The sequence below is a fragment of the Labedaea rhizosphaerae genome (assembly GCF_004362825.1).
GTDB classification, from domain to species: domain Bacteria; phylum Actinomycetota; class Actinomycetes; order Mycobacteriales; family Pseudonocardiaceae; genus Labedaea; species Labedaea rhizosphaerae.
Map to the genome: position 1 here is coordinate 531,831 of NZ_SNXZ01000003.1, position 22,605 is coordinate 554,435.

23 protein-coding genes are annotated in these 22,605 nt (G+C 71.5%); 14 read left to right on the plus strand and 9 right to left on the minus strand.

Translation table 11 applies throughout. The annotated features are described in order from the left end of the window. Nucleotides 1–21: 21 nt before the first annotated feature. Entirely contained in the window at nucleotides 22–993 is a 972-nt protein-coding gene (locus EV186_RS19490; RefSeq protein ID WP_133850744.1) for a nucleoside hydrolase, read from the plus strand. A gap of 89 nt (nucleotides 994–1,082) precedes the next feature. On the opposite strand, the gene EV186_RS19495 is transcribed toward EV186_RS19490, so the two are convergent. The 4 genes from EV186_RS19495 to EV186_RS19510 all read right to left on the minus strand — a co-directional run bounded on the left by EV186_RS19495 (nucleotide 1,083) and on the right by EV186_RS19510 (nucleotide 4,290). Then, entirely contained in the window at nucleotides 1,083–1,682 is a 600-nt protein-coding gene (locus EV186_RS19495; RefSeq protein ID WP_133850745.1) for a GrpB family protein, read from the minus strand. A 63-nt stretch (nucleotides 1,683–1,745) separates the two neighbouring features. Further along, nucleotides 1,746–2,531 carry an HAD family acid phosphatase gene (locus tag EV186_RS19500; RefSeq protein ID WP_133850746.1) on the minus strand — a complete coding sequence of 262 codons (786 nt, stop codon included), beginning with the start codon at nucleotides 2,529–2,531 and terminating at the stop codon, nucleotides 1,746–1,748. A 56-nt stretch (nucleotides 2,532–2,587) separates the two neighbouring features. Next, the gene (locus EV186_RS19505) at nucleotides 2,588–3,793 is read right to left on the minus strand and encodes a THUMP-like domain-containing protein (RefSeq protein ID WP_133850747.1); all 1,206 of its coding nucleotides are present in this window, start codon (nucleotides 3,791–3,793) and stop codon (nucleotides 2,588–2,590) included. Between the two features lie 59 nt (nucleotides 3,794–3,852). After that, a complete protein-coding gene (locus tag EV186_RS19510) occupies nucleotides 3,853–4,290 on the minus strand; it encodes a hypothetical protein (protein ID WP_243754149.1) in 438 nt (145 codons plus the stop codon). Nucleotides 4,291–4,382: 92 nt separating this feature from the next. Here EV186_RS19510 and EV186_RS19515 point away from each other — a divergent pair, with 92 nt between their 5' ends. The 3 genes from EV186_RS19515 to EV186_RS38970 are packed head-to-tail and all read left to right on the plus strand — an operon-like array spanning nucleotide 4,383 to nucleotide 5,344. After that, the gene (locus tag EV186_RS19515; protein ID WP_166659236.1) at nucleotides 4,383–4,586 is read left to right on the plus strand and encodes a helix-turn-helix domain-containing protein; all 204 of its coding nucleotides are present in this window, start codon (nucleotides 4,383–4,385) and stop codon (nucleotides 4,584–4,586) included. Further along, nucleotides 4,580–5,107, plus strand: a complete 528-nt coding sequence (locus EV186_RS19520; protein WP_133850749.1) for a chloramphenicol phosphotransferase CPT family protein — start codon at nucleotides 4,580–4,582, stop codon at nucleotides 5,105–5,107. Before EV186_RS19515 ends, EV186_RS19520 begins: the two co-directional genes overlap by 7 nt. A gap of 60 nt (nucleotides 5,108–5,167) precedes the next feature. After that, complete coding sequence (locus EV186_RS38970) at nucleotides 5,168–5,344, plus strand: hypothetical protein (protein WP_166659237.1); 177 nt, start codon at nucleotides 5,168–5,170, stop codon at nucleotides 5,342–5,344. On the opposite strand, the gene EV186_RS19525 is transcribed toward EV186_RS38970, so the two are convergent. Genes EV186_RS19525 through EV186_RS19535 form a run of 3 tightly spaced genes read right to left on the minus strand, consistent with a single transcriptional unit; the run spans nucleotide 5,308 to nucleotide 7,934 of the window. After that, nucleotides 5,308–6,273, minus strand: a complete 966-nt coding sequence (locus EV186_RS19525; protein ID WP_133850750.1) for a class I SAM-dependent methyltransferase — start codon at nucleotides 6,271–6,273, stop codon at nucleotides 5,308–5,310. The genes EV186_RS38970 and EV186_RS19525 overlap by 37 nt on opposite strands. Continuing rightward, a complete protein-coding gene (locus EV186_RS19530) occupies nucleotides 6,263–7,042 on the minus strand; it encodes an enoyl-CoA hydratase/isomerase family protein (protein WP_133850751.1) in 780 nt (259 codons plus the stop codon). Before EV186_RS19530 ends, EV186_RS19525 begins: the two co-directional genes overlap by 11 nt. A 52-nt stretch (nucleotides 7,043–7,094) precedes the next feature. Further along, nucleotides 7,095–7,934: an ABC transporter ATP-binding protein gene (locus EV186_RS19535; RefSeq protein WP_133851362.1), complete on the minus strand. Its 840-nt coding sequence runs from the start codon at nucleotides 7,932–7,934 to the stop codon at nucleotides 7,095–7,097. Nucleotides 7,935–8,065: 131 nt separating this feature from the next. On the opposite strand from EV186_RS19535, the gene EV186_RS19540 reads away from it, so the two are divergent. From EV186_RS19540 to EV186_RS19575, 8 genes are all read left to right on the plus strand, one after another. Further along, entirely contained in the window at nucleotides 8,066–10,120 is a 2,055-nt protein-coding gene (locus EV186_RS19540; RefSeq protein WP_133850752.1) for a hypothetical protein, read from the plus strand. A gap of 114 nt (nucleotides 10,121–10,234) precedes the next feature. Continuing rightward, a complete protein-coding gene (locus tag EV186_RS19545) occupies nucleotides 10,235–10,576 on the plus strand; it encodes a WXG100 family type VII secretion target (protein ID WP_133850753.1) in 342 nt (113 codons plus the stop codon). A 5-nt stretch (nucleotides 10,577–10,581) separates the two neighbouring features. After that, nucleotides 10,582–11,916, plus strand: coding sequence for a hypothetical protein (locus EV186_RS38975; protein WP_166659238.1), 1,335 nt, complete (start codon nucleotides 10,582–10,584; stop codon nucleotides 11,914–11,916). A 13-nt stretch (nucleotides 11,917–11,929) separates the two neighbouring features. Further along, nucleotides 11,930–12,625 (plus strand): hypothetical protein, encoded by a 696-nt coding sequence (locus tag EV186_RS19555; RefSeq protein WP_133850754.1) that lies wholly within the window; start codon nucleotides 11,930–11,932, stop codon nucleotides 12,623–12,625. A gap of 197 nt (nucleotides 12,626–12,822) precedes the next feature. Beyond that, nucleotides 12,823–14,949: a glycogen debranching protein GlgX gene (gene glgX / locus EV186_RS19560; protein WP_133850755.1), complete on the plus strand. Its 2,127-nt coding sequence runs from the start codon at nucleotides 12,823–12,825 to the stop codon at nucleotides 14,947–14,949. 192 nt (nucleotides 14,950–15,141) lie between these two features. Next, nucleotides 15,142–15,645, plus strand: a complete 504-nt coding sequence (locus EV186_RS19565) for a cysteine dioxygenase (protein ID WP_133850756.1) — start codon at nucleotides 15,142–15,144, stop codon at nucleotides 15,643–15,645. Beyond that, nucleotides 15,642–16,037: a rhodanese-like domain-containing protein gene (locus EV186_RS19570; RefSeq protein ID WP_133850757.1), complete on the plus strand. Its 396-nt coding sequence runs from the start codon at nucleotides 15,642–15,644 to the stop codon at nucleotides 16,035–16,037. The genes EV186_RS19565 and EV186_RS19570 overlap by 4 nt, the downstream gene beginning before the upstream one ends. A 217-nt stretch (nucleotides 16,038–16,254) precedes the next feature. Further along, nucleotides 16,255–17,406: a hypothetical protein gene (locus EV186_RS19575; RefSeq protein WP_133850758.1), complete on the plus strand. Its 1,152-nt coding sequence runs from the start codon at nucleotides 16,255–16,257 to the stop codon at nucleotides 17,404–17,406. A gap of 40 nt (nucleotides 17,407–17,446) precedes the next feature. Here EV186_RS19575 and glgP read toward each other — a convergent pair whose 3' ends face one another. Further along, complete coding sequence (gene glgP / locus EV186_RS19580) at nucleotides 17,447–19,993, minus strand: alpha-glucan family phosphorylase (RefSeq protein ID WP_133850759.1); 2,547 nt, start codon at nucleotides 19,991–19,993, stop codon at nucleotides 17,447–17,449. A gap of 121 nt (nucleotides 19,994–20,114) precedes the next feature. On the opposite strand from glgP, the gene EV186_RS19585 reads away from it, so the two are divergent. Both EV186_RS19585 and EV186_RS19590 read left to right on the plus strand, forming a co-directional pair. Then, nucleotides 20,115–22,094 (plus strand): alpha-1,4-glucan--maltose-1-phosphate maltosyltransferase, encoded by a 1,980-nt coding sequence (locus tag EV186_RS19585; RefSeq protein ID WP_133850760.1) that lies wholly within the window; start codon nucleotides 20,115–20,117, stop codon nucleotides 22,092–22,094. Next, nucleotides 22,091–22,429: an NIPSNAP family protein gene (locus tag EV186_RS19590; protein WP_133850761.1), complete on the plus strand. Its 339-nt coding sequence runs from the start codon at nucleotides 22,091–22,093 to the stop codon at nucleotides 22,427–22,429. The genes EV186_RS19585 and EV186_RS19590 overlap by 4 nt, the downstream gene beginning before the upstream one ends. 2 nt (nucleotides 22,430–22,431) lie before the next feature. On the opposite strand, the gene EV186_RS40515 is transcribed toward EV186_RS19590, so the two are convergent. Next, a complete protein-coding gene (locus EV186_RS40515; protein WP_279538307.1) occupies nucleotides 22,432–22,563 on the minus strand; it encodes a hypothetical protein in 132 nt (43 codons plus the stop codon). Nucleotides 22,564–22,605 lie beyond the last annotated feature (42 nt).

Genomic DNA, 22,605 nt, shown 5'->3' on the forward strand with positions numbered 1-22,605 from the left:
CCCATCGAGGGGGACGAGCCCATGCCATCGCTGATCATCGACACCGATCCCGGGGTCGACGACGCCTTCGCCATCGCGCTGGCCTGCGCCATGCCCGAGGTCACCCTGCTCGGCGTCACCGCAGTCTTCGGCAACGTGCCCCTGGCGATGACCACCCGCAACGCCCGCAGGCTGCTCGCTTTCCTGGGCCGCGAGGACGTCCCGGTGGGCATCGGCGCCGCCCACCCGCTGGTGCACCCCCAGGTGCACGAGGCCTACGACGTGCACGGCTCCGACGGGCTCTCCGGCCGTGCCGACACGTTGCCGGAGCCGCGCGCACGGGCGTCCGATGTGGACGCCGTGACGCTGATGGCCCGCCTGCTGGAGGCAGCCGACGAGCCGGTCACCATCGTGCCGATCGGCCCGCTGACCAACGTCGCCCTGCTGCTCGCCGCGCACCCGCGGCTCGCCGAGAAGATCGACCGGCTGGTGATCATGGGCGGTGGGCTCGCGCACGGCAACACCACGCCCGCCGCGGAGTTCAACCTGTGGAGCGACCCGGAGGCCGCACAGCGGGTGCTCGCCGTCGAGCAGGTGCCGGTCACGCTGGTGCCGCTGGACCTGACGCTGCGTTGCACGGTGGACAAGGCGTGGCTGACCGCGCTCGCCGAGTCCGGGCCGATCGGCGCCGCCCTCGCCGGCTTCTCCGCGGACACCTACGCGTACTACTCGGAGTTCCTCGGCCGCGACGGCGTGCCGATCCACGACGCCGTCGCCGTCGCCGAGGCCGCCGTGCCGGGCCTGCTGCGCACGGCGGCGATGCCGGTCGAGGTCGACTGCTCGTACGGACCGGGCCGCGGCGGGCTCATCGCCGACCAGCGGCCGGAGGGCCGGCGCCGGGGGCAGCCGACCGACCGGCGGCCGGTGGAGGTCGCGATGGAGCCGACCGACGGCGTGGACAAGCTGCGGGAACTCCTGCTGACCAGGCTCAGCGCGCTTCACCCGATCGTGTAGTCGAACAGGGGTTCGAACCTGTGGCAAACTCGGTCGTGGCCGATCACGGTCTGCACCTTGTCAACTACACAGTGGAATAGCGCGGCTTGCTACAGCATCCCAGCCGCGCGGAACATGCGGTCGTAGATCTCGTGGACGACCTTTTCCTTGCGGCCGTTGTAGTCCATCACGTTGCCGCCGCCGGGGATCGCGTCGCGCTTGGCATTCGCGTAAAGGTCGCGGTCCTCCGGGTGGGTGCGCAACCAATCGCGGAACATGCGGTGGCGGATCGCCTCCGGGCAGTCGGGCCCGAAGACGTGCAGGTTCACCCGGGGCCAGGTGTCGAGGTCGGCCAGCCGCAGGGCCCGGTGCTCGTGCCACGAGGGTTCCCGGATGACGAGCGTGTAGCCGATGCGCTCCAGCGCGGGGACGTAGGCGTCCTCGTCGCGCGGGTCGGCGACGGTGAGATCGATGTCGATGACGTTCTTGGCGGCCAGGCCGGGGACCGAGGTCGAGCCGACGTGCTCGAGGTCCAGGACGACGTCGCCGAGGGCTTCGCGGATGCCGGAGGCGAGTCGCTGGTAGTGCTCGGGCCAGTGCGGGTCGTAGTCCACGAGGGATACGGGTCCGGACGGCGGTGGTCCCTGCACCCAGGGGTTCTCGTCCGGGTCGGGTTCGTGGTGGCGAGTGATCTCTTCGAAAGAAGGCATTCGACCGAAGTTACCAGGGGCGCGGGCGAGGGGGTCGCGAATTTCCGCGACCCCCTCGACGGTTCACGGCAGGTAGTACATCGGGTTCGGCAGCTTCACGCCGCGGTCGGCGTAGCCGCCGTCGAGGTCGCTGAACTGGTCACCGACGTTCACCACGATGTCGCTGCCCAGGTCCTCCTCGATGTGCTTGCGGGTGCCCGACTTGTACTGGATGGTCGTGCAGGTCGGCGCGCACGGCAGGTAAGCGGGGTTGTTGCCGCCCTCGTACTTGAGGAACGCGCCGTCCGGCGTGGGGTAGCCGTCGTTGGCGAGGTCCTTCAGCGTGGCCGCGCGCTGGTGCTCGGGCCGGCCGGTGATGAAGTACAGCTTCACCCCGTGCGCCTTGGCCCACTTGGCCAGGGCCAGCGTCGGCTGGATGGCCGGGAACGCGCCGGCGTTGATGGCCGCCTCGTTCGACACCGGGTCGTAGTGGAAGTCGACATCCACCTCCCAGCCGTAGGTGACCTCGGACGTGTCGTCGACGTCGAGCACCAGGGCCGGGTTGTGCAGGTGGTGCGAACGCAGCCGCTCCTGCAGGTAGCGCTGGGCGCCCGCGATCTGGTTCTGGACGTCCTGGGCCCAGAGGCTGTCGGTGGACGCGTGGTGGTGGCCGGCGGCATCGACGGTGTCGCCGTAGTAGGCCTTGACGTCGTTCTTGACCGTCGTGACGTTGGCGGGCTCGTGGCTGTGGCCGTGCGCCTGCGCGCTGGAGTCGGCGGCGGCCGAGATGCCGCCCGCGACGAGCGCGGATAACGCGCCGACGGTGGCGAGCTTGGCGAAGCCGGCCAGCCGCGTACGGGTGGTGGACATGTGAGTACTCCTGGGATCAGACATTCGACCCGGGAAACGTAATTGACGTCCGCGCGTCACTGAACCCGTTTTGTCCGGTTCTTGGTATCGATCTGGGTATCCACAACAGACACGGCATCACAGACGAAGGCCGTGGGCGTGCGTCCGATCCTGGTCAGCACAACCGAAACCGACGCGGAACCGGAGAGTTTCAACCGCGGTCGCAACGCATTGGGGTCGATGTCGAGTCCGCGAACCAGGATTTCCACCACGCCGACACCCAACCGACGAAGGGTGGCACGCAAGGCTTTCTCGGTGTAATGCCCGAATTCCCGCACCCGAAAAGCCCGCACGCCCGGCGGTGGCACATCCCCCGTCAGATAAGCGATCCGTTCGTCCAGCTGCCACAGCCCGTGGCGATGGGCGTAATGGCGCACCAACCCGGCCCGTACGACCGCGCCGTCGGGGTCGACGATCCACTCGCCCGGTTCGCCGACCGCGCAGTCGTCGGGTTCGGCGTCGGTGATCGTCCACTGTGTCCCGTCGGGGTTCAGCACCGTGGCGCGCCGGGTCGCGGCGGTCGCCAGGCCGTTGGTCCACAGGCAGGCCTCCCGCACGGCGCCGTCGAGCGAGACCAGCTCGACCTCGCCGGCGAACGGCAGCGCGTCGAAGTCCATGCCTGGCGCGCATTTCACCGCGAGGTCGCGCCCGGCGTACGCCTCGGCCAGTGCGTCCAGCGGCGGCAGGAAGTCCGCGGCCCGCCACCGGCGGCGCCCGACCGCGTCCCGTCGCGCCGGATCGGCGAACAGCGCGGTCCCTTTGGTGACGGGCCGGGTCGCGTCCGCCCGCACCACGGTGACGTCCGGACAGTTGTGCCGTGCCATGGCAAGCCGGACCGGGTCGAGGTCGGATCCAATGCACTGCTTGGCCACCGCGCCGAGGGCGGCCAGGTCGACCCCGACCGAGCAGGTGAGGTCGTGCACGTCGCGATCGGCGAACCGGTGGGCGCGGTGGCGCGCGACGGGCGCGGCGGTGGCCTGCTGGAGCGCGGTGTCGGTGAACAGCCAGCGATCCGGGTCCTCCACTTTGGACCCGGCCTTCCGTCGCAGCAACACCGTCTCCACCAGGGCGGCGGCGTGCTCGGGGTGCCGGCGCCGCACCGCGGCAACGTCGCGCAGGTGGCTGTCCTTGGTCAGCGGGAGGCTCCCCACCGCGGCCAGCGCCGCCGCGCCTTCCCTAGACCGCAGGAAAGCGACGTCGCCAAGGGTGAACGGATACGCCACTCGGCGATTATGGAGGCCGCTCGGTTCGGCTACTCGCTCGGTTCGACTACTCGCCTCGACTATTCGATGGTGCGGCGGTAGTCGACCGACCGGCGCGGGCCGGGCAGGGTGAACCGGCGGATCAGGAAGTTCAGCGCGGCGCCGATGAGCAGCCACAGGATGGCGGCGGTGCCGTCGTTGAGGAACGTGCGCAGTTTGGCCGCGTCGGGGGTGAACAGGTTGTGCAGGCCCAGTGACACGCCTGAGGCCCAACTGGACACGAACGACGCGAACCCGTTCTTCGGATTGGCCTCCGCGAGCACCAGGATGATGTGCGCGACCAGCACGACCGCGAACAACACGGTGATGAACGTGATGACGGAGCAGACCATTCGCACGGCCCGGATGCGGCCGGCCCTGCTGTCCTCGATCTCTTCGTGCACCTCGTACCCGGGCGCCTCGTACCCGGGTGCCTCATAACCGGGCCGGGGGCCTCGCTCAGGATCCGGGATCGTCATGCAGTCAAGTGTGAGCGCACCACCACCGCCCTGCATGACGAATCTGACAATAGGGCGTTGACATGACAACCCCCTGTTGTCACGATGGGTTCGTGAACGAGGACCACCGAGAAGCGCTCGACCGGATCAAGGACGCCCGCGACAAGGCGATCCACCACACCCGCCTCGCCCAGCAGTTCGCCGCGGAGCGCCGCGAGCTCATGCAGGGCCTCATCGACCAGGGCGTCAGCCAGTCCGACATCGCCCGCGAGCTGGGCGTCTCCCGCCAGGCCATCCAGAAGATGCTCGCGTGCTGACCCAGGTCATCGTCCTCAACGGCGGCTCGAGCTCCGGCAAGTCCACCATCGCCCGCGCCCTGCAGGACCGGCTCCCCGAACCCTGGCTCAGCCTCAGCGTCGACATGCTGGTCGAGGCCATGCCAGGCGAGGGGATCGCCATCTCCGAGGACGGTGACGTGACCCCCGACGACACCTTCGGCCGGCTTGAACGGGCTTGGATGACGGGCGTCGCCGCCATGGTCAGGGCCGGCGCCAAGGTCATCATCGACGACGTGTTCCTCAGCGGGCGGGAATCCCAGGACCGGTGGCGCCAGGCCCTGGCCGGCCTGGCGGTGCTCTGGGTCGGCGTCCACTGCGACGCCGTTACGGCCGAGGCACGCGAGCTCGCTCGCGGTGACCGCATCGCGGGCATGGCCGCCAAGCAGGCCGAGACCGTCCACGACGGCGTGCACTACGACCTCGAGGTCGACACCACGGACACCGACGCCACGACCTGCGCCGAGCTGATCACCGCCCGGCTGGTGACTCAACCGAAGTAGCCGCTCAACCGCCGGGCCAGCCCAGCGCGCCGGCAGTGACAGGTCATCGGGGGTGCCGGGATGGCGGGCGAACGCGTGCTGGTGGAAGTGCGCGACACCGCGCCCGAGGCGCGACACCACCACAAGCTCGTCGCGTCAGACCACCGGGCCGACGAGCTCACCCTGCCCGCGGTGCTTGGCGCAGATCGGGCAGGTCTCGATCACTCGGGCTTGGTCCCGGTGATCAGCACGTTGTAGAACAGGCTGCGCGGCAACACCTTGGCGAGCAGCTTCTCGTCCACAGCGGACAGTCGCTGCCAGGTCCGGTACGCGAACATCGCCCACTTGAAGCCGAGCTTCTCCCGCGGCACGGCGGCCTCGAAGGTCCGCACCGGCCACCCGAACAAAGCGGCGGCGAACTCCTCGGTCACCGCACGCACCCGCGCCGCCCCGGCCGACCTAGCCATCCCCTCCAGGGCGGCCGGGTCGAACGTGTGGATGTCGACGACGGCCTCCAGGGCGGCGGCACGCGACGACTCGTCCAGCTCCTCCTGCGGGCGGCGCCACCCGCGCAGCCGCGGCAGCTTCGTCACGTTCGTGGTCAGCCACCACGTCAGCTGGCCGAGCTTGCGCGCGTAGCGGTCACCGATCTTCGTCGGCTCGCCGGCGAAGACGAACCGGCCGCCGGGCTTCAGCACCCGCAGCACCTCGGCGAACGCGGCCTGCACGTCCGGGATGTGGTGCAGCACGGCGTGCCCGACCACCAGGTCGAAGGTGTTGTCGTCATAGGGGATCCGCTCGGCGTCGGCGACCCGGCCGTCGACGTCGAGGCCCAGGTTGGCGCCGTTGCGCAGGGCGACCTCGACCATGCCGGGCGAGAGGTCGGTGACCGAGCCCTTCTTGGCCACGCCGCCCTGCATCAGGTTCAGCAGGAAGAACCCGGTGCCACTGCCCAGTTCCATGGCGTGCTCGTACGGGCCGGCGTCGCCCGCGACCGCCTTGAACCGGCCGACGGCGTAGTCGATGCAGCGCTCGTCGTAGGAGATGGACCACTTCTCGTCGTACGTGCCCGCTTCCCAGTCGTGGTAGAGCACGTTGGCAAGCTTCGGGTCCGTCCAGGCCGCCTCGACCTGCTCTTCGGTGGCATGCGGGTTCGGCGCGGGGTCGAGGTCGTGCTCAGCGGCCATTGAACTGCGCCTTTCCCGGCCCGTTCTCGATGAACGAGGCCATCCCCGTCGTGCGGTCCTCGGTGTTGAACAGAGCGGCGAACAGCGCGGTCTCGAGCTTCAGGCCGTTGGCCAGGTCGCCGTCGAGGCCGCCGTCGATGGCGGCCTTCGCGGCGGCCAGCGCGCGGGAGGCGGCACCGGTGAACTGACCGGCCCAGTCGCGGGCGGCCTTGTAGACGTCGTCGGGTGCGACCACCTGGTCGACCATGCCGATCGCGAGGGCTTCCTCGGCGCCCACGAACCGTCCTGTGTAGACGATGTCCTTCGCCTTGGCGGGGCCCACGAGGCGGGCCAGGCGCTGCGTCCCACCCGCGCCGGGGATGATGCCGAGCAGGATCTCGGGCTGGCCGACCTTCGAGTTGTCGCCGCAGATCCGGCGGTCGCAGGCCAGGGCGAGCTCGTAGCCGCCGCCGAGGGCGTAGCCGGTGATCGCGGCGACGGTCGGCATGGGCAGCTCGGCGATCGCGGTGATCGCGCCGGAGAGTTCGGGGCCGTAGTCGGCGATGGCGTTGTAGTCCATCGGCGCGAACTCCTTGACGTCCGCGCCCGCGGCGAACACCTTCTCGCCGCCGTAGACGATCACGGCTTTCACGTCGTCCCGGTCGCGTGCTTCGTAGGCCGCGGCTCGCAGTTCGGCTTGCAACTGCCGGTTGATGGCGTTCATCGGCGGGCGCTGCAGCCGGATGGTGCCGATGCCGTCCTCGACCTCGAGCTTGACGAACTCAGCCACGCGAAACCTCCTGTTGCGACGGTCCCCGGCAGGCTACCGCGCAGTAAGAACGTCAGCCTTTGCGGCGGGCGAAGTACCGGTCCGCGGAGCGCTCCAGCACCAGGTCCTGGCCGAACGCCTCGGTGAGGTTCTCGCTGGTCAGCACGTCCTCCAGCAGACCCTGCGCGACCACGCCGCCGTCGCGCAGCAGCATCAGGTGGGTGAACCCGGGCGGGATCTCCTCGACGTGGTGGGTGACCAGCACGGTGGCCGGCGCGTCCGGGTCGGCGGCCAGCTCGGACAGCGTCGCGACCAGGTCCTCGCGGCCGCCGAGGTCGAGGCCCGCGGCGGGCTCGTCGAGCAGCAGCACCTCCGGGTCGGTCATCAGCGCGCGGGCGATCAGCGTGCGCTTGCGCTCCCCTTCGGACAGCGTGCCGAACGTGCGCTCGGCGAGGTGCCCCACACCGAGCATGGTCAGCAGTTCGCGGGCGCGGCCGGTGTCGAGCTGGTCGTAGGCCTCGCGCCAGCGCCCGACGACGGCGTACCCGGCGCTGACCACGACGTCGAGCACCTGCTCGTCGCCCGGCACCCGGCCGGCGACGGCGGCCGAGCTGAACCCGATGCGCGGGCGCAGCTCGAACACGTTGGTCCGGCCGATCCGCTCGCCGAGCAGGTGCACGGTGCCCGAGGTCGGGTGCAGCTCGGCGGCGGCGATGCGCAGCAGCGTGGTCTTGCCCGCACCGTTGCCGCCGAGGATCACCCAGCGCTCGTCGAGCTCGACGCGCCAGTCGACGGCGGCGAGCAAGTCGTTGCCGCCACGGCGAACGCCGACACCGGACATGTGCACAACCAGGTCATCGAGGTCCTCCGGGTCGGGAGACACACCGCCCGCCTTTCTGCCGCCGCTCGCCATTTCCGTGCCAGTCACCGCCCATTGTGTCGTTTGCGCATGGGTGCCCTCCGCTTGCCTCCCTGGGCAGCGCGCCTGGCCGGGTGCGACACGCCGCCGGTTCACTGCGGACGTTGGTGAGCGGAGGAGCGCAAGTGCGAGGAAAGTTCGCGGGCCTGGGGTTCGACCCGGCGCCCGGCAACGCGGGTGACGTCCGCGCGGCGGCCGATGCCATGGCGGGCGCGGGTGATCGACTCGCCGGTTCGCCCGGCTCGCTGCGCTCGGTGCTCACCGCCGGCGACTGGCAGGGCGCCTGCGCCGAAGGCTTCGCCGCCGTGGGTGCCCCGGTGCCCGGCGCACTGGAGACGGCCCACGGCGAGTTGCGGGCGGCGAGCCAGGCGTTGCACACCTGGCACGGGCAGTTGCTGGTCAACCAGCACGCCGCGGAACGGCTGGACAAGACCGCCAAGCAGTTGCGCACCGAGATCGGCGAAGCCGAACGCGAGGTCCTCGCCGCGGACACCCGGCTGGCCGCGACCACGGGGCCCCACCGGTCCCAAGCCGAGGCCGCCCTGCACGGCGCGCAGCAGCACCTGGCCACCCTGCGCACCCGGCTCGCGACCACGCTGCGCGCCGCTCATCGCCTGGCCCGGCGCCACCTGCGCGAGGCGGACACCGCGGCGGCGGTCCTGCGTGGCACCCCGCCGTCGACCAGCTGGCCCGTCGCCGCCGGGGACGGGGTCGCCACCGGCGTCGGCGGCACGAGCGCGTGGACCGGGCAGGTGGCCACGATCACGTTGCCGGGCGAGACCGATCCCGTGGTGGCGCTGCCCCTCGGCGCTCAGCCCGGCGACGCCGGCTGGCCGGTGCTGCCCATCGCCCCCGCCACGTCCGCACCGATCGATCCGGCGGACTTCCCGGCCGATCCGACCGGCCTGACCGGCGCGGCGGCCGCCCCGGTCAGCCCGATCGCGCCCGTCAGCGGGATCCCTGTCGACTCGGCCACCGTGCGCCCCGGTGTCGAGACCACCCGCCCGGCTGCAGCGGTCCTCGCCCCGCCGGTGCCCGAGCCGGTCGCGGCGATCGCGGACCACCGCCCGACCACCACCCACCACCAGGAACCAGCGGTGACCCGGGTCGTCACGACGCCTGCGCACGCGGTGCGCACCACCGTCCGGGACGCGGTGCCGAGCACGCCAGTGCACCGGCCCTCGGCGGCGACACGAACCTACGAAGCCGTCCGGTCCAGCGAGCCGGTCCACCACGTGGCCCCGGCCGATCCGGCCCCGGCCCGACGGCCCGCCCACCAGACCCCGGACCGGCAACCCGCCGACCACGGCGGTGGCCGGACCCCGGACCGGCAGCCCCACCACGGCGGCAACCCGGCATCCGCCGAGCCGCACCCGATCCGGCCAACTCCCCCGGCCACCGCGGCAACGGCCACCCCGGCAACGGCCACCGCACTCGGCCACACGGCCACCCCGGCCACCCCGGCGCCGCTCGCCACCACCACCGCCGAGACCGCCACCGTCGCCCCGCCGCCCTCCGACACCGCGTCCGGCGCAAGCCCGGCGACGCCCCCGAACCCGGCGCCGAACCCCACGCCGAGCCCAACGCCGAGTGCCGCGCCCAGCACCGGCCAGCCGAGCCAGCAGGCACCCCACGAACCCGCGCCGCACCACCTGGCCGCGGCCCCGGGTCAGCAGGTCGCCGCCGACCAGGGCAAGTCGGCGAGCCAGCCCAGCGGCCAGGGCACCCCGCAAATCACCGACCACCGCAGGGAGGCCGGCCCGCTCCCCGACGCGCTGCTCGCCGCCGAGCCGGCGCCGGGCGACTACACCGGGGTCGTGCTGCCCGCACCGCCGCAGTGGGACGGCACGAGCGTCGCACCGCTGCGCGACGCCGGGTTGCTGCCCGGCACCGAGGACGGGCTGTGGGCGACCTTCGTCATCGCCGCCGCGCTCGGCCCGGCGCTGATCGCGGAGTCGCTCGCGAGCGGCCGTCAGCGCAACCGCGACGGCGGCAGGCGCCCGGGCAAGGCGAACCGGATGCGGGCGTTCGTGCTGCAGCCCGGTGGCGAGCAGCTGGTGATGTTGACCTTGCAGGCCCGCGGTGCCGACGGCTGGGCGACGCGGCGCGCCCTGTTCCTGCGTGCGGTGGCCCAGTACCGTCGCCCCGCCGAGGTCACCGCCGGTCCCTCATCCCCGTGATGCCCTGATGACCAGTTGAGCGGCGATCTTGTCGAGGTGCGCACCACCGTTGGCCGCCGCCGCACCCGTGGCGCTGTACTACCAAGCAACGAACGACCGGCCCGAGGAGCATTGATGACCGGCAAGGGCTACACCGTCAACACGGACAGCCTGGCAATTCGCATCGGTGAGCTGCGCGCACTGGTGGACACCGTGCAGTCCGCCGCCGACCAGCTCGAGCTCTACGGCGCCGAGCTCGGGCCCGGCGACATCAGCTCGGCGGTGGCCGAGGTGGCCGACCACTGGCGCGACGGTCTGGGCAACATCGCCGACCACATCGGCACCATGGCCGACAGCGTGAGCAACGCGGTCACCAACTACGACACCCTCGAGCAGGAGGGCGCGGACCGGTTCAAGGTCAAGATGGCCGCCCAGACCCAGGCGCTCGTCGCCCAGGCCCAGCAGCAGGGAGGCTGAGCGACGTGGCGATGTGCGAGATCCGCAGCTTCCCGGCGCTGGGTTTCGACCCGACGCCCGGCAACGCCGGCGCGGTCCAGGAGGTCATCAGCAAACTGCTGACCGCGCAGGTGACCCTCGGGGAGTGCGCGAGCCGGATGGCCGACGCGCTCGACGTCTCCGACGACTGGGACGGCGACGCGGCCGACGACTTCCACGACAACGGCGACGACCTGCCCCAGGCGTTCAACTCCGGCAGCCAGTCGATGGCCAACGCGGCCAAGGCGCTGTCCACCTGGTACGGCCAGCTCACCTGCAACCAGCAGACCACCGAGGTGCTGGAGAAGGAGGCCGAGAAGGCCAAGAAGGACGCCGAGCTCATGCACCAGCAGGAGGCCACGGCGATCCGGCACGCGGCCAACGCGGGCCCGCACGAGCAGGCCGGCGCGAACGCCAAGGCCGACACGGCGATCCTGCGGGCGATGGCCGCGGACTTCGCCTACCAGCAGGTGATCAACCGGGCCAAGGCGTTGCAGAAGCGGCACCTGCAGCAGGCGAACCAGGCGGCCGAGGGCGTCAAGGCAGGCGAGGACGACTCGTTCCAGCCGGAGAACGACGGCTGGCTCGTGCAGATCACCGACGGCGTCTCGAAGACCACCGACATCGTGTCGACGGTGTCCGGCACGATCGCGGCCGCGTCGCTGGTGGTGCCGGTGGCGGGCGAGGTCGTCGCACCGGTGGCCGGCACGGTTGCCGCGGGTGCGGGTGCCGTGCACACCGTCGCCGCGATCGGCCAGAAGATCGAGGGCTCGAAGAACGCCCCGTCCATGGCCGAGATCGCGATCGGCGCGGTGCCGACCAAGGCGGTCACGGCTCCGGCCGGCGCGCTGGGCAAGCAGGTGCTCAGGCGGGGCGAGGGTGTCGCGCTCAAGCAGGGCCTGAAGCAGGCGGGCAAGGACACGGTGGACTCGACCAACTTCGCCAAGGTGGTCAAGGGCATCAAGGACATGAAGGCCGCTCGCGGCGACGACGTCATGGCCCGCGCCGAGGCCAAAGCCGCGACGCGGGAGGGGCTGGAGAAGAAGGGCGAGGCGCTCGGCAAGCACCTGCCCGGCGTCGACCGCAGCAACTACGAGGCCATCGGCCGGTGGCGCTCGGCGCACGAGGCGGCGGCGGGCACCGTGGACAGCGTCGACAAGATCCACCAGGCCGCCGACCCGGACTACAAGCAGTCGGCGGGCGACAAGCGCACGCTCAACGGGCTCAAGGCGTTCCTGAACCCGAGCGTCGACTCGCTGGCGGGCTGGGGCAAGAGCGAGCTCACGGACGCGGCGAAGAACGCCACCCACCACGGGAAGTAGGCGGGACGACTCGATGCGGATCGCATTGCCTGCGGAGGCCGTCCAGGTGCCGCTGCAGCGCCACGACGAGGCCGTGCGGACGTTCGCCGCGATCATGGCGAAGCTGCGCGACGCGCCGGACGGCTCGTCCGGCGACCTGGAGGCGGCCGCGGCCGAGGCGGTGGAGACGGCGGTGCGCGGCGGGGCGTTCCTGATGGCGGTGCTCGCCCCGCCCGGTTGTGGTGCGGCGCTGCTCACCGGCGTGATGCTGGACGTGCCCGACGGCTGGGACGCCGACAGCACCGACAGCGCCGAGCAGCTGCGCGAGTCGCTGGAGAACGTCGGCGGCCCCGACGTGCGGGAGACCGCGACCATGCGGACCGGCCTCGGGCTCGCCGTCATCGCGAACCGGGTGCCCGGCGTGGAGCAGGCGCGGGCCCGCAAGCCGATGACGCTGCAGTTGCAGGCGTTGATCCCGGAGCCGGGTCAGCCGCGGATGCTGCTGCTCACCCTGGCGGCGCCGCAGACGCTCGGCTGGGACCGGCACCAGGCGTTGTTCGCGGCCATCGTGGCGTCCGCACAACCGGATCGAGCGGCTGACCCGGCTACCGACCCAGCGCGGGAACCAGCGGCCGAAACCCCGGTTGAGCAGCCCAAACCTGCTCCGGCGCGGCGACGGCCCGCCCCGGTCGAGGACGAGACGTTCGAAAACATCACCTATCAGCTCTAGGCGCTGTCCTGTGGATCTCGGTCGATGGGCTTCGTGATCGAGGTGGTTCCTGGCAAGGCGGCGGGAAGCCCTCGTACCGGAGGTACTCGGGCTTTCCGCCAACGCCGCCAGGGGCCGCCTCGGCGCGAAGACCGCGACCACGGATCCGCAGGGCAGCGCCATGGCCCGCTGTCGGTGGGATCAGGCAGTATGACGGGGTGTCAGCCGACAAGATCACCCCGGACGTGCGGCCCGGATGGCCGTTCCCGCTCGGCGCCCACCCCGAGGGTGGCGGCGTGCGGTTCGCGGTGACCTCGGCGGTCGCGGAGGCCGTCGAGGTGTGCCTGGTCGACGGCGAGGGCGACGAGCCCGGGAGCGAACGCAGAGTCGAGCTGACCGAGCAGACCTTCGGTGTCTGGCACGGCGTGGTCCCGGGCGTCACCGCCGGGCAGCGCTACGGCTTCCGCGTGCACGGCCCGTACGACCCGGCCAACGGGCTGCGCTGCAACCCGCACAAGCTGCTGGTCGACCCGTACGCCTACCGCGTCACCGGCGGGCTGACCGAACTCGAGCCGGCGCTGGGCTACCGGGGCGACCCGATGACCGGTCCCCGGTCCACTGTGGACTCACTCGGGCACGTCCCGTTGTCGGTGGTCACGGCGCCGGGCGGGGCCGACACCGGCACCCGGCCCGAGGTGCCGTTCGAGGAGACCGTGCTCTACGAACTGCATGTGCGCGGCTTCACCCAGCGCCACCCCGAAGTGCCGCCCGAGCAGCGCGGCACCTACCTCGGGCTGGCTCAGCCCGCCGTCGTCGAGCACCTCGTGCGCCTGGGCGTCACCGCGGTGGAGTTGTTGCCGGTCAACGCCTTCTCCGACGAGCCGGCCCTGCTCAAGGGCGGGCGCCACAACTACTGGGGCTACTCGACGCTGGCCTTCCTCGCGCCGCACCCGGGCTACGCCTCGCGACCGGGCGCCGAGGTCGAGGAGTTCCGCACGATGGTCGCGGCGCTGCACGCCGAGGGCATCGAGGTGATCCTCGACGTGGTGTTCAACCACACCTGCGAGGGCGGCGTGAGCGGGCCGACGCTGTCGTTGCGTGGGCTGGACGCGCCCGCGTACTACCTGCTCGACCGGGGCGGGCGCGACCACGACCTGACCGGCTGCGGCAACACCCTCGACGCCGGTTCGCCTGCCGTCGTGCGGTTGGTGACCGATGCGCTGCGCCGCTGGGTCGCGCTCGGCGTCGACGGCTTCCGGTTCGACCTCGCGAGCGTGCTCGGCCGTCCCGGTGGTGGCGGGTTCCACCCGCACGCGCCGCTGCTCACGGCCATCGCCACCGATCCGTTGCTGTGCACGACGAAGCTGATCGCCGAGCCGTGGGACGCGACCGCCGAGGGCTACCGGGTGGGCGGGTTCGGCGCGCAGTGGGCGGAGTGGAACGGCCGCTACCGCGACACCGTGCGGGACTTCTGGCGGGGCGCGACCGGGGTGCGCGACCTGGCGTACCGGCTCTCCGGCTCGTCGGACCTCTACGGCAACAACCGCCGCAGGCCGTGGGCGTCGGTCAACTTCGTCACCGCGCACGACGGGTTCACCTTGCGCGACCTGGTGTCCTACAACGAAAAGCACAACGAGGCCAACGGCGAGGACAACCGCGACGGCACCAACGACAACCGCTCGTGGAACCACGGCGTCGAAGGCGAGACGACGGATCCCGACATCGTCGCCCTGCGCCGCCGGCAGGTCCGCAACATGCTGGCCACGCTGTTGTTGTCGACCGGCACCCCCATGCTCACGGCAGGCGACGAGTTAGGCCGCACCCAGGGCGGCAACAACAACGCCTACTGCCTGGACGACGAGACGACGTGGGTCGACTGGTCGTCCACTCCGGACGATCTGCTGGCGTTCGTGCGGCAGCTGACCATGCTTCGCCACCGGTCCCCCGCCCTGCGCCAGCCCCAGTTCTTCGACGGGCGCCCCACCCGCTCGGGCGAACCGGACCTGGTGTGGCTGCGCGCCGACGGCCGCCCCATGACCGACCACGACTGGTTCGACGACAGCCGCCGGACCCTGGGCATGTGGATCGACGGCTCGGAAAGCCTGGCCCGCAACCGCGAAGGCGACCTGGTGTCCGACCACTCGTGGCTGGTGGTGCTGCACGCCGGCGCCGACGAGGTGGAAGTGACCCTGCCGGGGGCGAAGTTCGGCTCGTCGTTCCAGCCGGTCCTCGACACCGGCAGCCCCAACGGCGTGCCTGCCGACTCGTCCACCCTCGCCCCGGACGCCACGGTGACGGTGCCGGGCCGGACGGTGTTGTTGCTGCGGGCACCGAGGCTGCTGTAGCAAAGCTCGGTCTCCGAGGCTGATCCAGGGTTTGAGAAGCCGAGTGCCGGCCGAGTCCGGTGTGCCACCATGCCCCGCATGCCGGTGACCTTGTGGCGCGACCGCCCGATCGACCTCGCCCTGGTCGCGTCGTGTGGGTGTCCGGGTGCGTGATCACGCACCCGCCGACCACCCCACCCACAGGAGCACCCCATGACCGCACCGGCCATCGACCTGCACCCCGCACTGCCCACCCTGCCCGGCCTCGTCCGCCCCGAGCGCGATCTCTGGAAGCCGCGGGAACTGCGTGAACTCACGTCCACGGTGGCCGCCGACCTGGCCACGCCGCTGCTCGGCCTGCTGCGGTTCACCGAGCCGAAGCGGTGGTGGACCCGGCTCGCGCTGACCGACGGCGTGGAGTTGTGGCTGCTCTCGTGGCTGCCCGGCCAGCGGACCGCACCACACGACCACGGCGGCGCGTCCGGCTCGTTCACCGTGCTGCTCGGCGAGGTCGCCGAGTCCTACCGGTACCCGGCCGGACCGGTCCGCGAGCAGCGGCACGTCACCGGCGCGTCGATCGGGTTCGGCGCCGGACGGGCGCACCAGGTGCGCAACGAAAGCCGCGAACGGGCCGCGACCGTGCACGCCTACTCGCCACCCCTGGTGCCGACCAGGGAGTACGTCAGCCTGTCCGACATCCCCGCGGAGATCCCATGAGTGCTGTCGACGACCTGCTTGCCCAAGCCCGGGCCGAACTGACCCGGGTCGAGCCCGCCGAGGCCGACCGGATGCGCGCGGACGGCGCCCTCATCGTGGACATCCGCCCCATCGCCAACCGCGCGGCCGAGGGCGAGATCCCCGGTTCGGTGCCGGTCGAACGCATCCACCTGGAGTGGCGCCTCGACCCCGAGGGCGAGCACCGGATGCCCGGTTTCACCGCCACGACGCCGGTGATCGTGGTCTGCAACGAGGGCTATTCGTCGAGCCTGGCCGCACGCGACCTCAAACACCTCGGCCTGCCCAACGCCACCGACCTGATCGGCGGGTTCCGGGCGTGGGCCGCGGCCGGGCTGCCTGTTCAGCCCGGCGGAACGCCTGCTGTGCCCTGAGCGTCTGCTGTGCCCTGAAGGGTCTGCGGCGCCCTGGAAGTCCGTCGTGTCCGAGAAGTCGCGGCGTCTCAAGGGCCACGGTGCCCTTGAAGGCAGCGCCACCCACCCCAACTCTTGCCCCGGCCACGGAAGCGCGCACGCCGTGGACGGTCGATGCTGATCGGTGCGAGCGATGAACGTGTGACAGGTGGGGAACCGGACCGGGTGGAGGCGCGTCTTGCAGGAAGTGCGCATCCTTCGCCATCCGTTCGTGTACGTGCCGCTGGCCACGGTTCTCGTCCTGGCCGTCGTCTACCGGACGGTCGAGGACACCGCGATGGGCGTGCTCGGCCTCTTCGCCGGGGCCGTCCTCGGCCTGGACGCCCTGAACCTGGGCATGCTGCTCGGCGCGCTGGTTCTCGGCGTGCGGGTGCACCGGGTCGTGCTCGGCGTCGGCGCCCGGGTGTGGGAGCGGCGCAAGCCGCAGCAGTTGCTGATGTTGCGCGCCGTGCCGGTGATCCTGTGGGTCTCGGTCGCCCCGGGCAAGGCACCGGTCCGCAGACGCATGGCGGCCACGGCCGGGGTGGCCCTGCTCTTCGCCCTGCTGACGGTCGCGGGGCTCACCTTCGCCGCCATCGACGGCGCGCCCTTCTGGGTCGCGGCGACGGCCGGCGCCGTGCTGCTGGTGGCCCCCGAACTGCGCCCACAGCAGACCGTCCGCACCACCACCGTGGGCTGGCTGCTCTTCCGCGTGCCCCGCCTGACCGGCCGCGCGGCCGACCAGCTCACCGCGGCCCCGATGGTCACCACCGCGTTCAAGGCCGCGGAGGCCGGGGATCTCGACACCGCCGAACGCCTGGCCGCCGAACTGGCCGCCCGGTACCCGGACCTCCCGGCCGCCCTCGCGGTCCGCACCGCGGTCCTGGAACTGCGCGGCCGCTATGCCGAAGCGATGCTCCTGACGGTGAAGCTGGCCGGTGACCGGACCCAGGAACCCCACGAGGCAGCGGTGAACTTCGCCGCCCTCGCCGGGATCGCCTGCGTCACCGTGGAAGCGGGTCAGCTGGACAGCGAGACCGGTTTGTCCACGGCGGCCATGGCGCTCGCGAATGCCGAAACCCTCGGGTACCACACGGTGAAGCTGCTCGGGACGCGTGCGTTGCTCGCCTTGCTGACCGGGGACACGGCGCGGGCGGTCGCGTTGGCGGGCCAGGCCGCGGCGGTCACCGACGAGCCGCTGGTGCGGGCCAACGACCTGGCCACCTTGACCGCCGCGTACATGGCCGAGGGCGACAACGCGGCGGCACGCGTGAGCCTGGCCAAGGCGGAGGCGCTGGTGCCGTGGCTGCCGCGGATCACGGTGCTGCGGCAGCGGTTGTCCATCAGCTGATCCCGGGCCCCGTCGACGGACGAGGCCCGGGAGCGAGCCGCTAGGCCAGCACGACCTTGCCCAGTTCGGCGGGGCTGGCGAGCAGGTCGTGGCGGGGCAGGATCCGCGCGGTCACGCCCAAAGCGCCCACGTACGGCAGCGCAAGCTCGGCCGCGTACCGCCCGTCCCCGTTGGGGTGCATGACGACCGTGGTCACGTCACGCAGCTCGTCGGTGTCGTCCACGCGACCGACGACGGCCTGGACGGCGACGTCGGAGTCGTCCAGGCCGGCCAGGTCCACGGTGGCGTGCACGGCGACCCGGTCGCCGATCACCGGCGTCCCGTCGCCCAACGCCAACTCGCAGTCCACGACCCGCACGTGCGTCCAGTGCCCGGACAACCGGGAGCGGTAGGCCGCCAGGTCCTTCGCCGCCTGGTACCCGTCGGCGGTGGCCGAGCCGACCGACAAGGCGGCCGGCGCGTAGGCGGCCTCGACGTACTCACGCACCATGCGCGAGGCCTGCACCCGCGGGCCCAGGGTGGCCAGCGTGTGCCGGACCATCGCCATCCACCGCGACGGCACGCCGTCCTCGCCGCGGTCGTAGAACAACGGCGCCACCTGGTTGCCCAGCAGCTCGTACAAGGCGGCCGCTTCGAGGTCGTCGCGGCGGATCGGGTCCGCGACACCGTCGGCGGTGGGGATGGCCCAGCCGTTGCTGCCGTCGTAGAACTCGTCCCACCACCCGTCGCGGATGGACAGGTTCAGCCCGCCGTTCAGGGCGGACTTCATCCCGGAGGTGCCGCACGCCTCCAACGGCCGCATCGGGTTGTTCAGCCACACGTCACAGCCCCAGTACAGGTACCGGGCCATCGACATGTCGTAGTCGGGCAGGAACACGATCCGGTGCCGGACGTCGGCCTCGTCGGCGAACCGGACGATCTGCTGGATCAACGCCTTGCCGCCGTCGTCGGCGGGGTGCGACTTGCCGGCCACCACCAGCTGCACCGGCCGGGTGGGGTGCAGCAGCAACTGCCGCAACCGGTCCGGGTCGCGCAGCATCAGCGTCAACCGCTTGTATGTGGGCACGCGGCGGGCGAAGCCGACGGTCAGCACCTCCGGGTCGAACACGCTGTCGGTCCAGCCGAGCTCCAGCGCCGACGCGCCGCGCTGCAGCCAGGCCGCACGCAGCCGTGACCGCACCTCGTCCACGAGCGTCGCCCGCAGCACCGACCGCAGCCGCCAGAGCTGCAGGTCGCTGACCGAGGCCAGCTTCTCGTCGTCGATCTCGCTGGTGATCACGTCACCGAGCTGGGCGCTGGTCTCCCGCGCCGCCCACGTCGGGCCGTGCACGCCGTTGGTGACCGAGGTGATCGGCACCTCCTCGACGTCGAAGCCCGACCACAGGCCGCCGAACATGCGCCGGCTGACCGCGCCGTGCAGCTGCGAGACGCCGTTGGCCCGCTGCGCGAGCCGCAGGCCCATGTGGGCCATGTTGAACATGCCGGGGTTGTCCTCGGCCCCCAGCGCGAGCACGCGCGACGGCTCGATCGAGGGCAGCAGCATGCCGTCGCCGAAGTAGTGCTGCACGAGGTCGACCGGGAAGCGGTCGATGCCCGCGGGCACCGGCGTGTGGGTGGTGAACACCGTGCCCGCGCGCACCGCGGACAGGGCTTCCTCGAAGTCCAGGCCCTCGCCCGCGACCAGCTCACGCAGCCGTTCGAGGCCCAGGAAGCCCGCGTGGCCCTCGTTGGTGTGGAACACGACCGGCTGCGGGTGCCCGGTCAGCTCGCAGAACGTGCGGACCGCCCGCACGCCGCCGATGCCGGCCAGGATCTCCTGGCGGATCCGGTGGTTCTGGTCGCCGCCGTAGAGCCGGTCGGTGACGCCACGCAGGTCGGAGTCCTCGCCACCGTTCTCCGGGATGTCGGAGTCGAGCAGCAGCAGCGGGACGCGCCCGACGTTGGCCAGCCAGATCCGGGCCCGCAGCACCCGGCCGCCGGGCATGGAAACGTGCACGAGGATCGGCGCGCCGGTGCGGTCGACCAGCGGCTCGAGCGGCAGGCCGCGCGGGTCGAGCACCGGGTAGTGCTCCACCTGCCAGCCGTCCAGCGAGAGCGACTGGCGGAAATAGCCCGAGCGGTAGAGCAGGCCTACGCCGATCAGCGGAACACCTTGGTCGGAAGCTGCCTTGAGGTGGTCACCGGCGAGCACGCCGAGGCCACCGGAGTAGTTGGGCAGCGCCTCGTGGACGCCGAACTCCATCGAGAAGTACGCGATCGACTCGGGCAACCCACCCTCGAGCTCCTCGGCCCGCTGCTGGTACCAGCGTGGTCCGGTCAGGTAGGCCCGCAGGTCGTCGTGCAGGGCCTGGGTGCTGGACAGGAACTCCTGGTCGGCGGCCAGTTCCTCCATCCGGCCGGCCGGCACCTCGGCCAGCAGGCGCAGCGGGTTGGCGCCGACCTGCTCCCAGAGCTGCGGGTCGATCACAGCGAAGAGGTCCTGGGTGGGCGGGTGCCAGGTCCAGCGCAGGTTGGTGGCGAGGGTGGCCAGCGCGGCCAGCGGCGCGGGCAGTCCGGCGCGGACGGTGAATCGACGTACGGCTTTCACGCCGACCGACGATAGCCGCGAGCCCCGGCGGGGTCACAACCGCGCACATTCGACCGGCGCGCGGGCGCCAGTCGGGAAGAATGGAGATCGGCATCCCGACAGCACCCGAGGAGGCACCACCTTGATCGGTCGGCTGGGAATCGACGACGTGCGCCCGAGCCTCGACGGCGGCCGCCTGGCCAGCAAGGCCGTCGTCGGCGAACACGTGCCGATCAGGGCGGTGGTCTGGCGTGAAGGGCACGACGCGGTCGCGGCGACCGTGGTGTGGCGTGGCCCGGAGGACGAGACGCACCGGCTGACCCGCATGGCCGTGCTCGACGAGCACGCCGACTCGTGGGTGGCCACGATCGTGCCCGACCACCCGGGGATGTGGACCTTCCGCGTGGACGCGTGGAGCGATCCGTGGGCGACCTGGCGGCACGCCGTGGAGGTCAAGGTCGCGGCCGCGCAGAGCGCCGACGAACTACGCAACGACCTGCGCACCGGCGCTGCGCTGCTGACCGAGGTGGCGGGGCGCCCGGAGCGGGCCGCGGAGCGCGCGCTGCTCTCGACGGCGGCCGAGCGCCTGCTCGACGAGGACAGCCCGCTGCCCGCCCGCATCGCCGAGGCGCTCTCCGGGCCGGTGCACGCGATCATGACCGAGCACCCGGTGCGCGAACTGGTCACGAAGGGCCGCAAGCAGCGAATCCACGTCGATCGCGAGCGCGCTCTCTTCGGCGCCTGGTACGAGTTCTTCCCGCGGTCCAACGGCCCGGTCGACGCCGACGGCACGGTGCGCCACGGCACGTTCAAAACCGCCACCCAGCAACTCGAACGCGCGGCCGCGATGGGTTTCGACGTGGCCTACCTGCCGCCGATCCACCCGATCGGCGAGGTGAACCGCAAGGGCCGCAACAACAGCGTGGTGTGCGAGGAGGGCGACGTCGGCTCGCCGTGGGCGATCGGCTCCAAGGACGGCGGCCACGACGCGATCCACCCGTTGCTGGGCACGATCGAGGACTTCGACGCGTTCGTCGCCCGCGCGAACGAGCTGGGCCTGGAAGTGGCGCTCGACCTGGCCCTGCAGTGCGCGCCGGATCACCCGTGGGTGACCGAGCACCCGGAGTGGTTCACCACCCGCCCGGACGGCACGATCGCGTACGCGGAGAACCCGCCCAAGCGCTACCAGGACATCTACCCGCTGAACTTCGACAACGACCCGAAGGGCCTCTACAACGAGGTCCTGCGCGTGGTGCGGCACTGGATCGACCACGGGGTGCGGATCTTCCGGGTCGACAACCCGCACACCAAGCCGCCCGACTTCTGGCACTGGCTGATCTGCGAGATCAAGGAAACCGACCCGGACGTCCTGTTCCTCGCCGAGGCGTTCACCCGGCCCGCCAAGCTCTACGGGCTCGCGCGGCTGGGCTTCACCCAGTCCTACACGTACTTCACGTGGCGCACCTTCAAGCAGGAGCTGATCGAGTTCGGCGTCGAGCAGGTCGAGCACGCCGACGAGGCGCGCCCGAACCTCTTCGTCAACACGCCGGACATCCTGCACGCTTCGCTGCAGCACGGTGGACCGGCGATGTTCGCGATCCGGGCCACGCTGGCCGCGACCATGGCGCCGACGTGGGGCGTGTACTCCGGGTTCGAGCTGTTCGAGCACCAGGCCGTGTTCGAGGGCAGCGAGGAGTACCTGGACTCGGAGAAGTACCAGCTGCGCCACCGCGACTACGCGGGCGCGCTGCTCGACCAGCGGTCGCTGGAGCCGTGGCTGACCCGGCTGAACGAGATCCGCAAGAACCACCCGGCGCTGCGCTGGATCCGCAACCTGCACTTCCACCACGTCGACAACGACGCCCTGCTCGCCTACTCCAAAAAGGACGAAGCGACGGGCGACATCGTGCTGGTGGTCGTGACGCTGGACTCCTACCACGCGCAGCAGGGCACGCTCTGGCTCGACCTGGAGGCGCTCGGCTTCGGCTGGGGCGCCCAGCTCACCGCGCAGGACCTCGTGTCCGGGCAGACGTGGCGGTGGGGCCAGGCCAACTTCGTGCGGCTGGACCCGACGGCGGCCGTCGCGCACATCGTCACGCTGACCGAGGGGACACCCGGGTGATCGTCGAGTTCCGCACCTACCGGCTCACGCCGGGCACCGGCGAGGAGTTCGTGCGGGTGATGACGGAGGAGTCGGCGCCGCTGCAGGCCGCCGCCGGCATCGCGGTGCTGGACACCGGCGTGTCGCTGGTCGCCGAGGAGGGGCACACCGAGGCCTACCTCATCCGCGCGTTCACCGACCTGTCGACGTACAAGCAGCTCGAGGAGGACTTCTACGCCAGCGAAGGGTGGCGTGCGGGTCCTCGCGAGAAGATGTTGTCGATGATCGAGTCGTACCACACGATCGTCATGGAGACCGACGAGCGAACGGTTGCGGCGCTGGACAAACGCGGCTGAGCTCAGAGCTTCGGCAGCTTCGGCCAGACCTTCTTGGCCAGTGCTGCCGCGTCCGCGCACACCGACGCGGCTGGACCGGTCCGCCGCACCGCCAACCCGAAGCCCTCGACCGTGTCGTCGGCGTACCCGGACATCGAGGCCTTGCCGTAGGCGGTGATCGGTACAGCACGGACAGC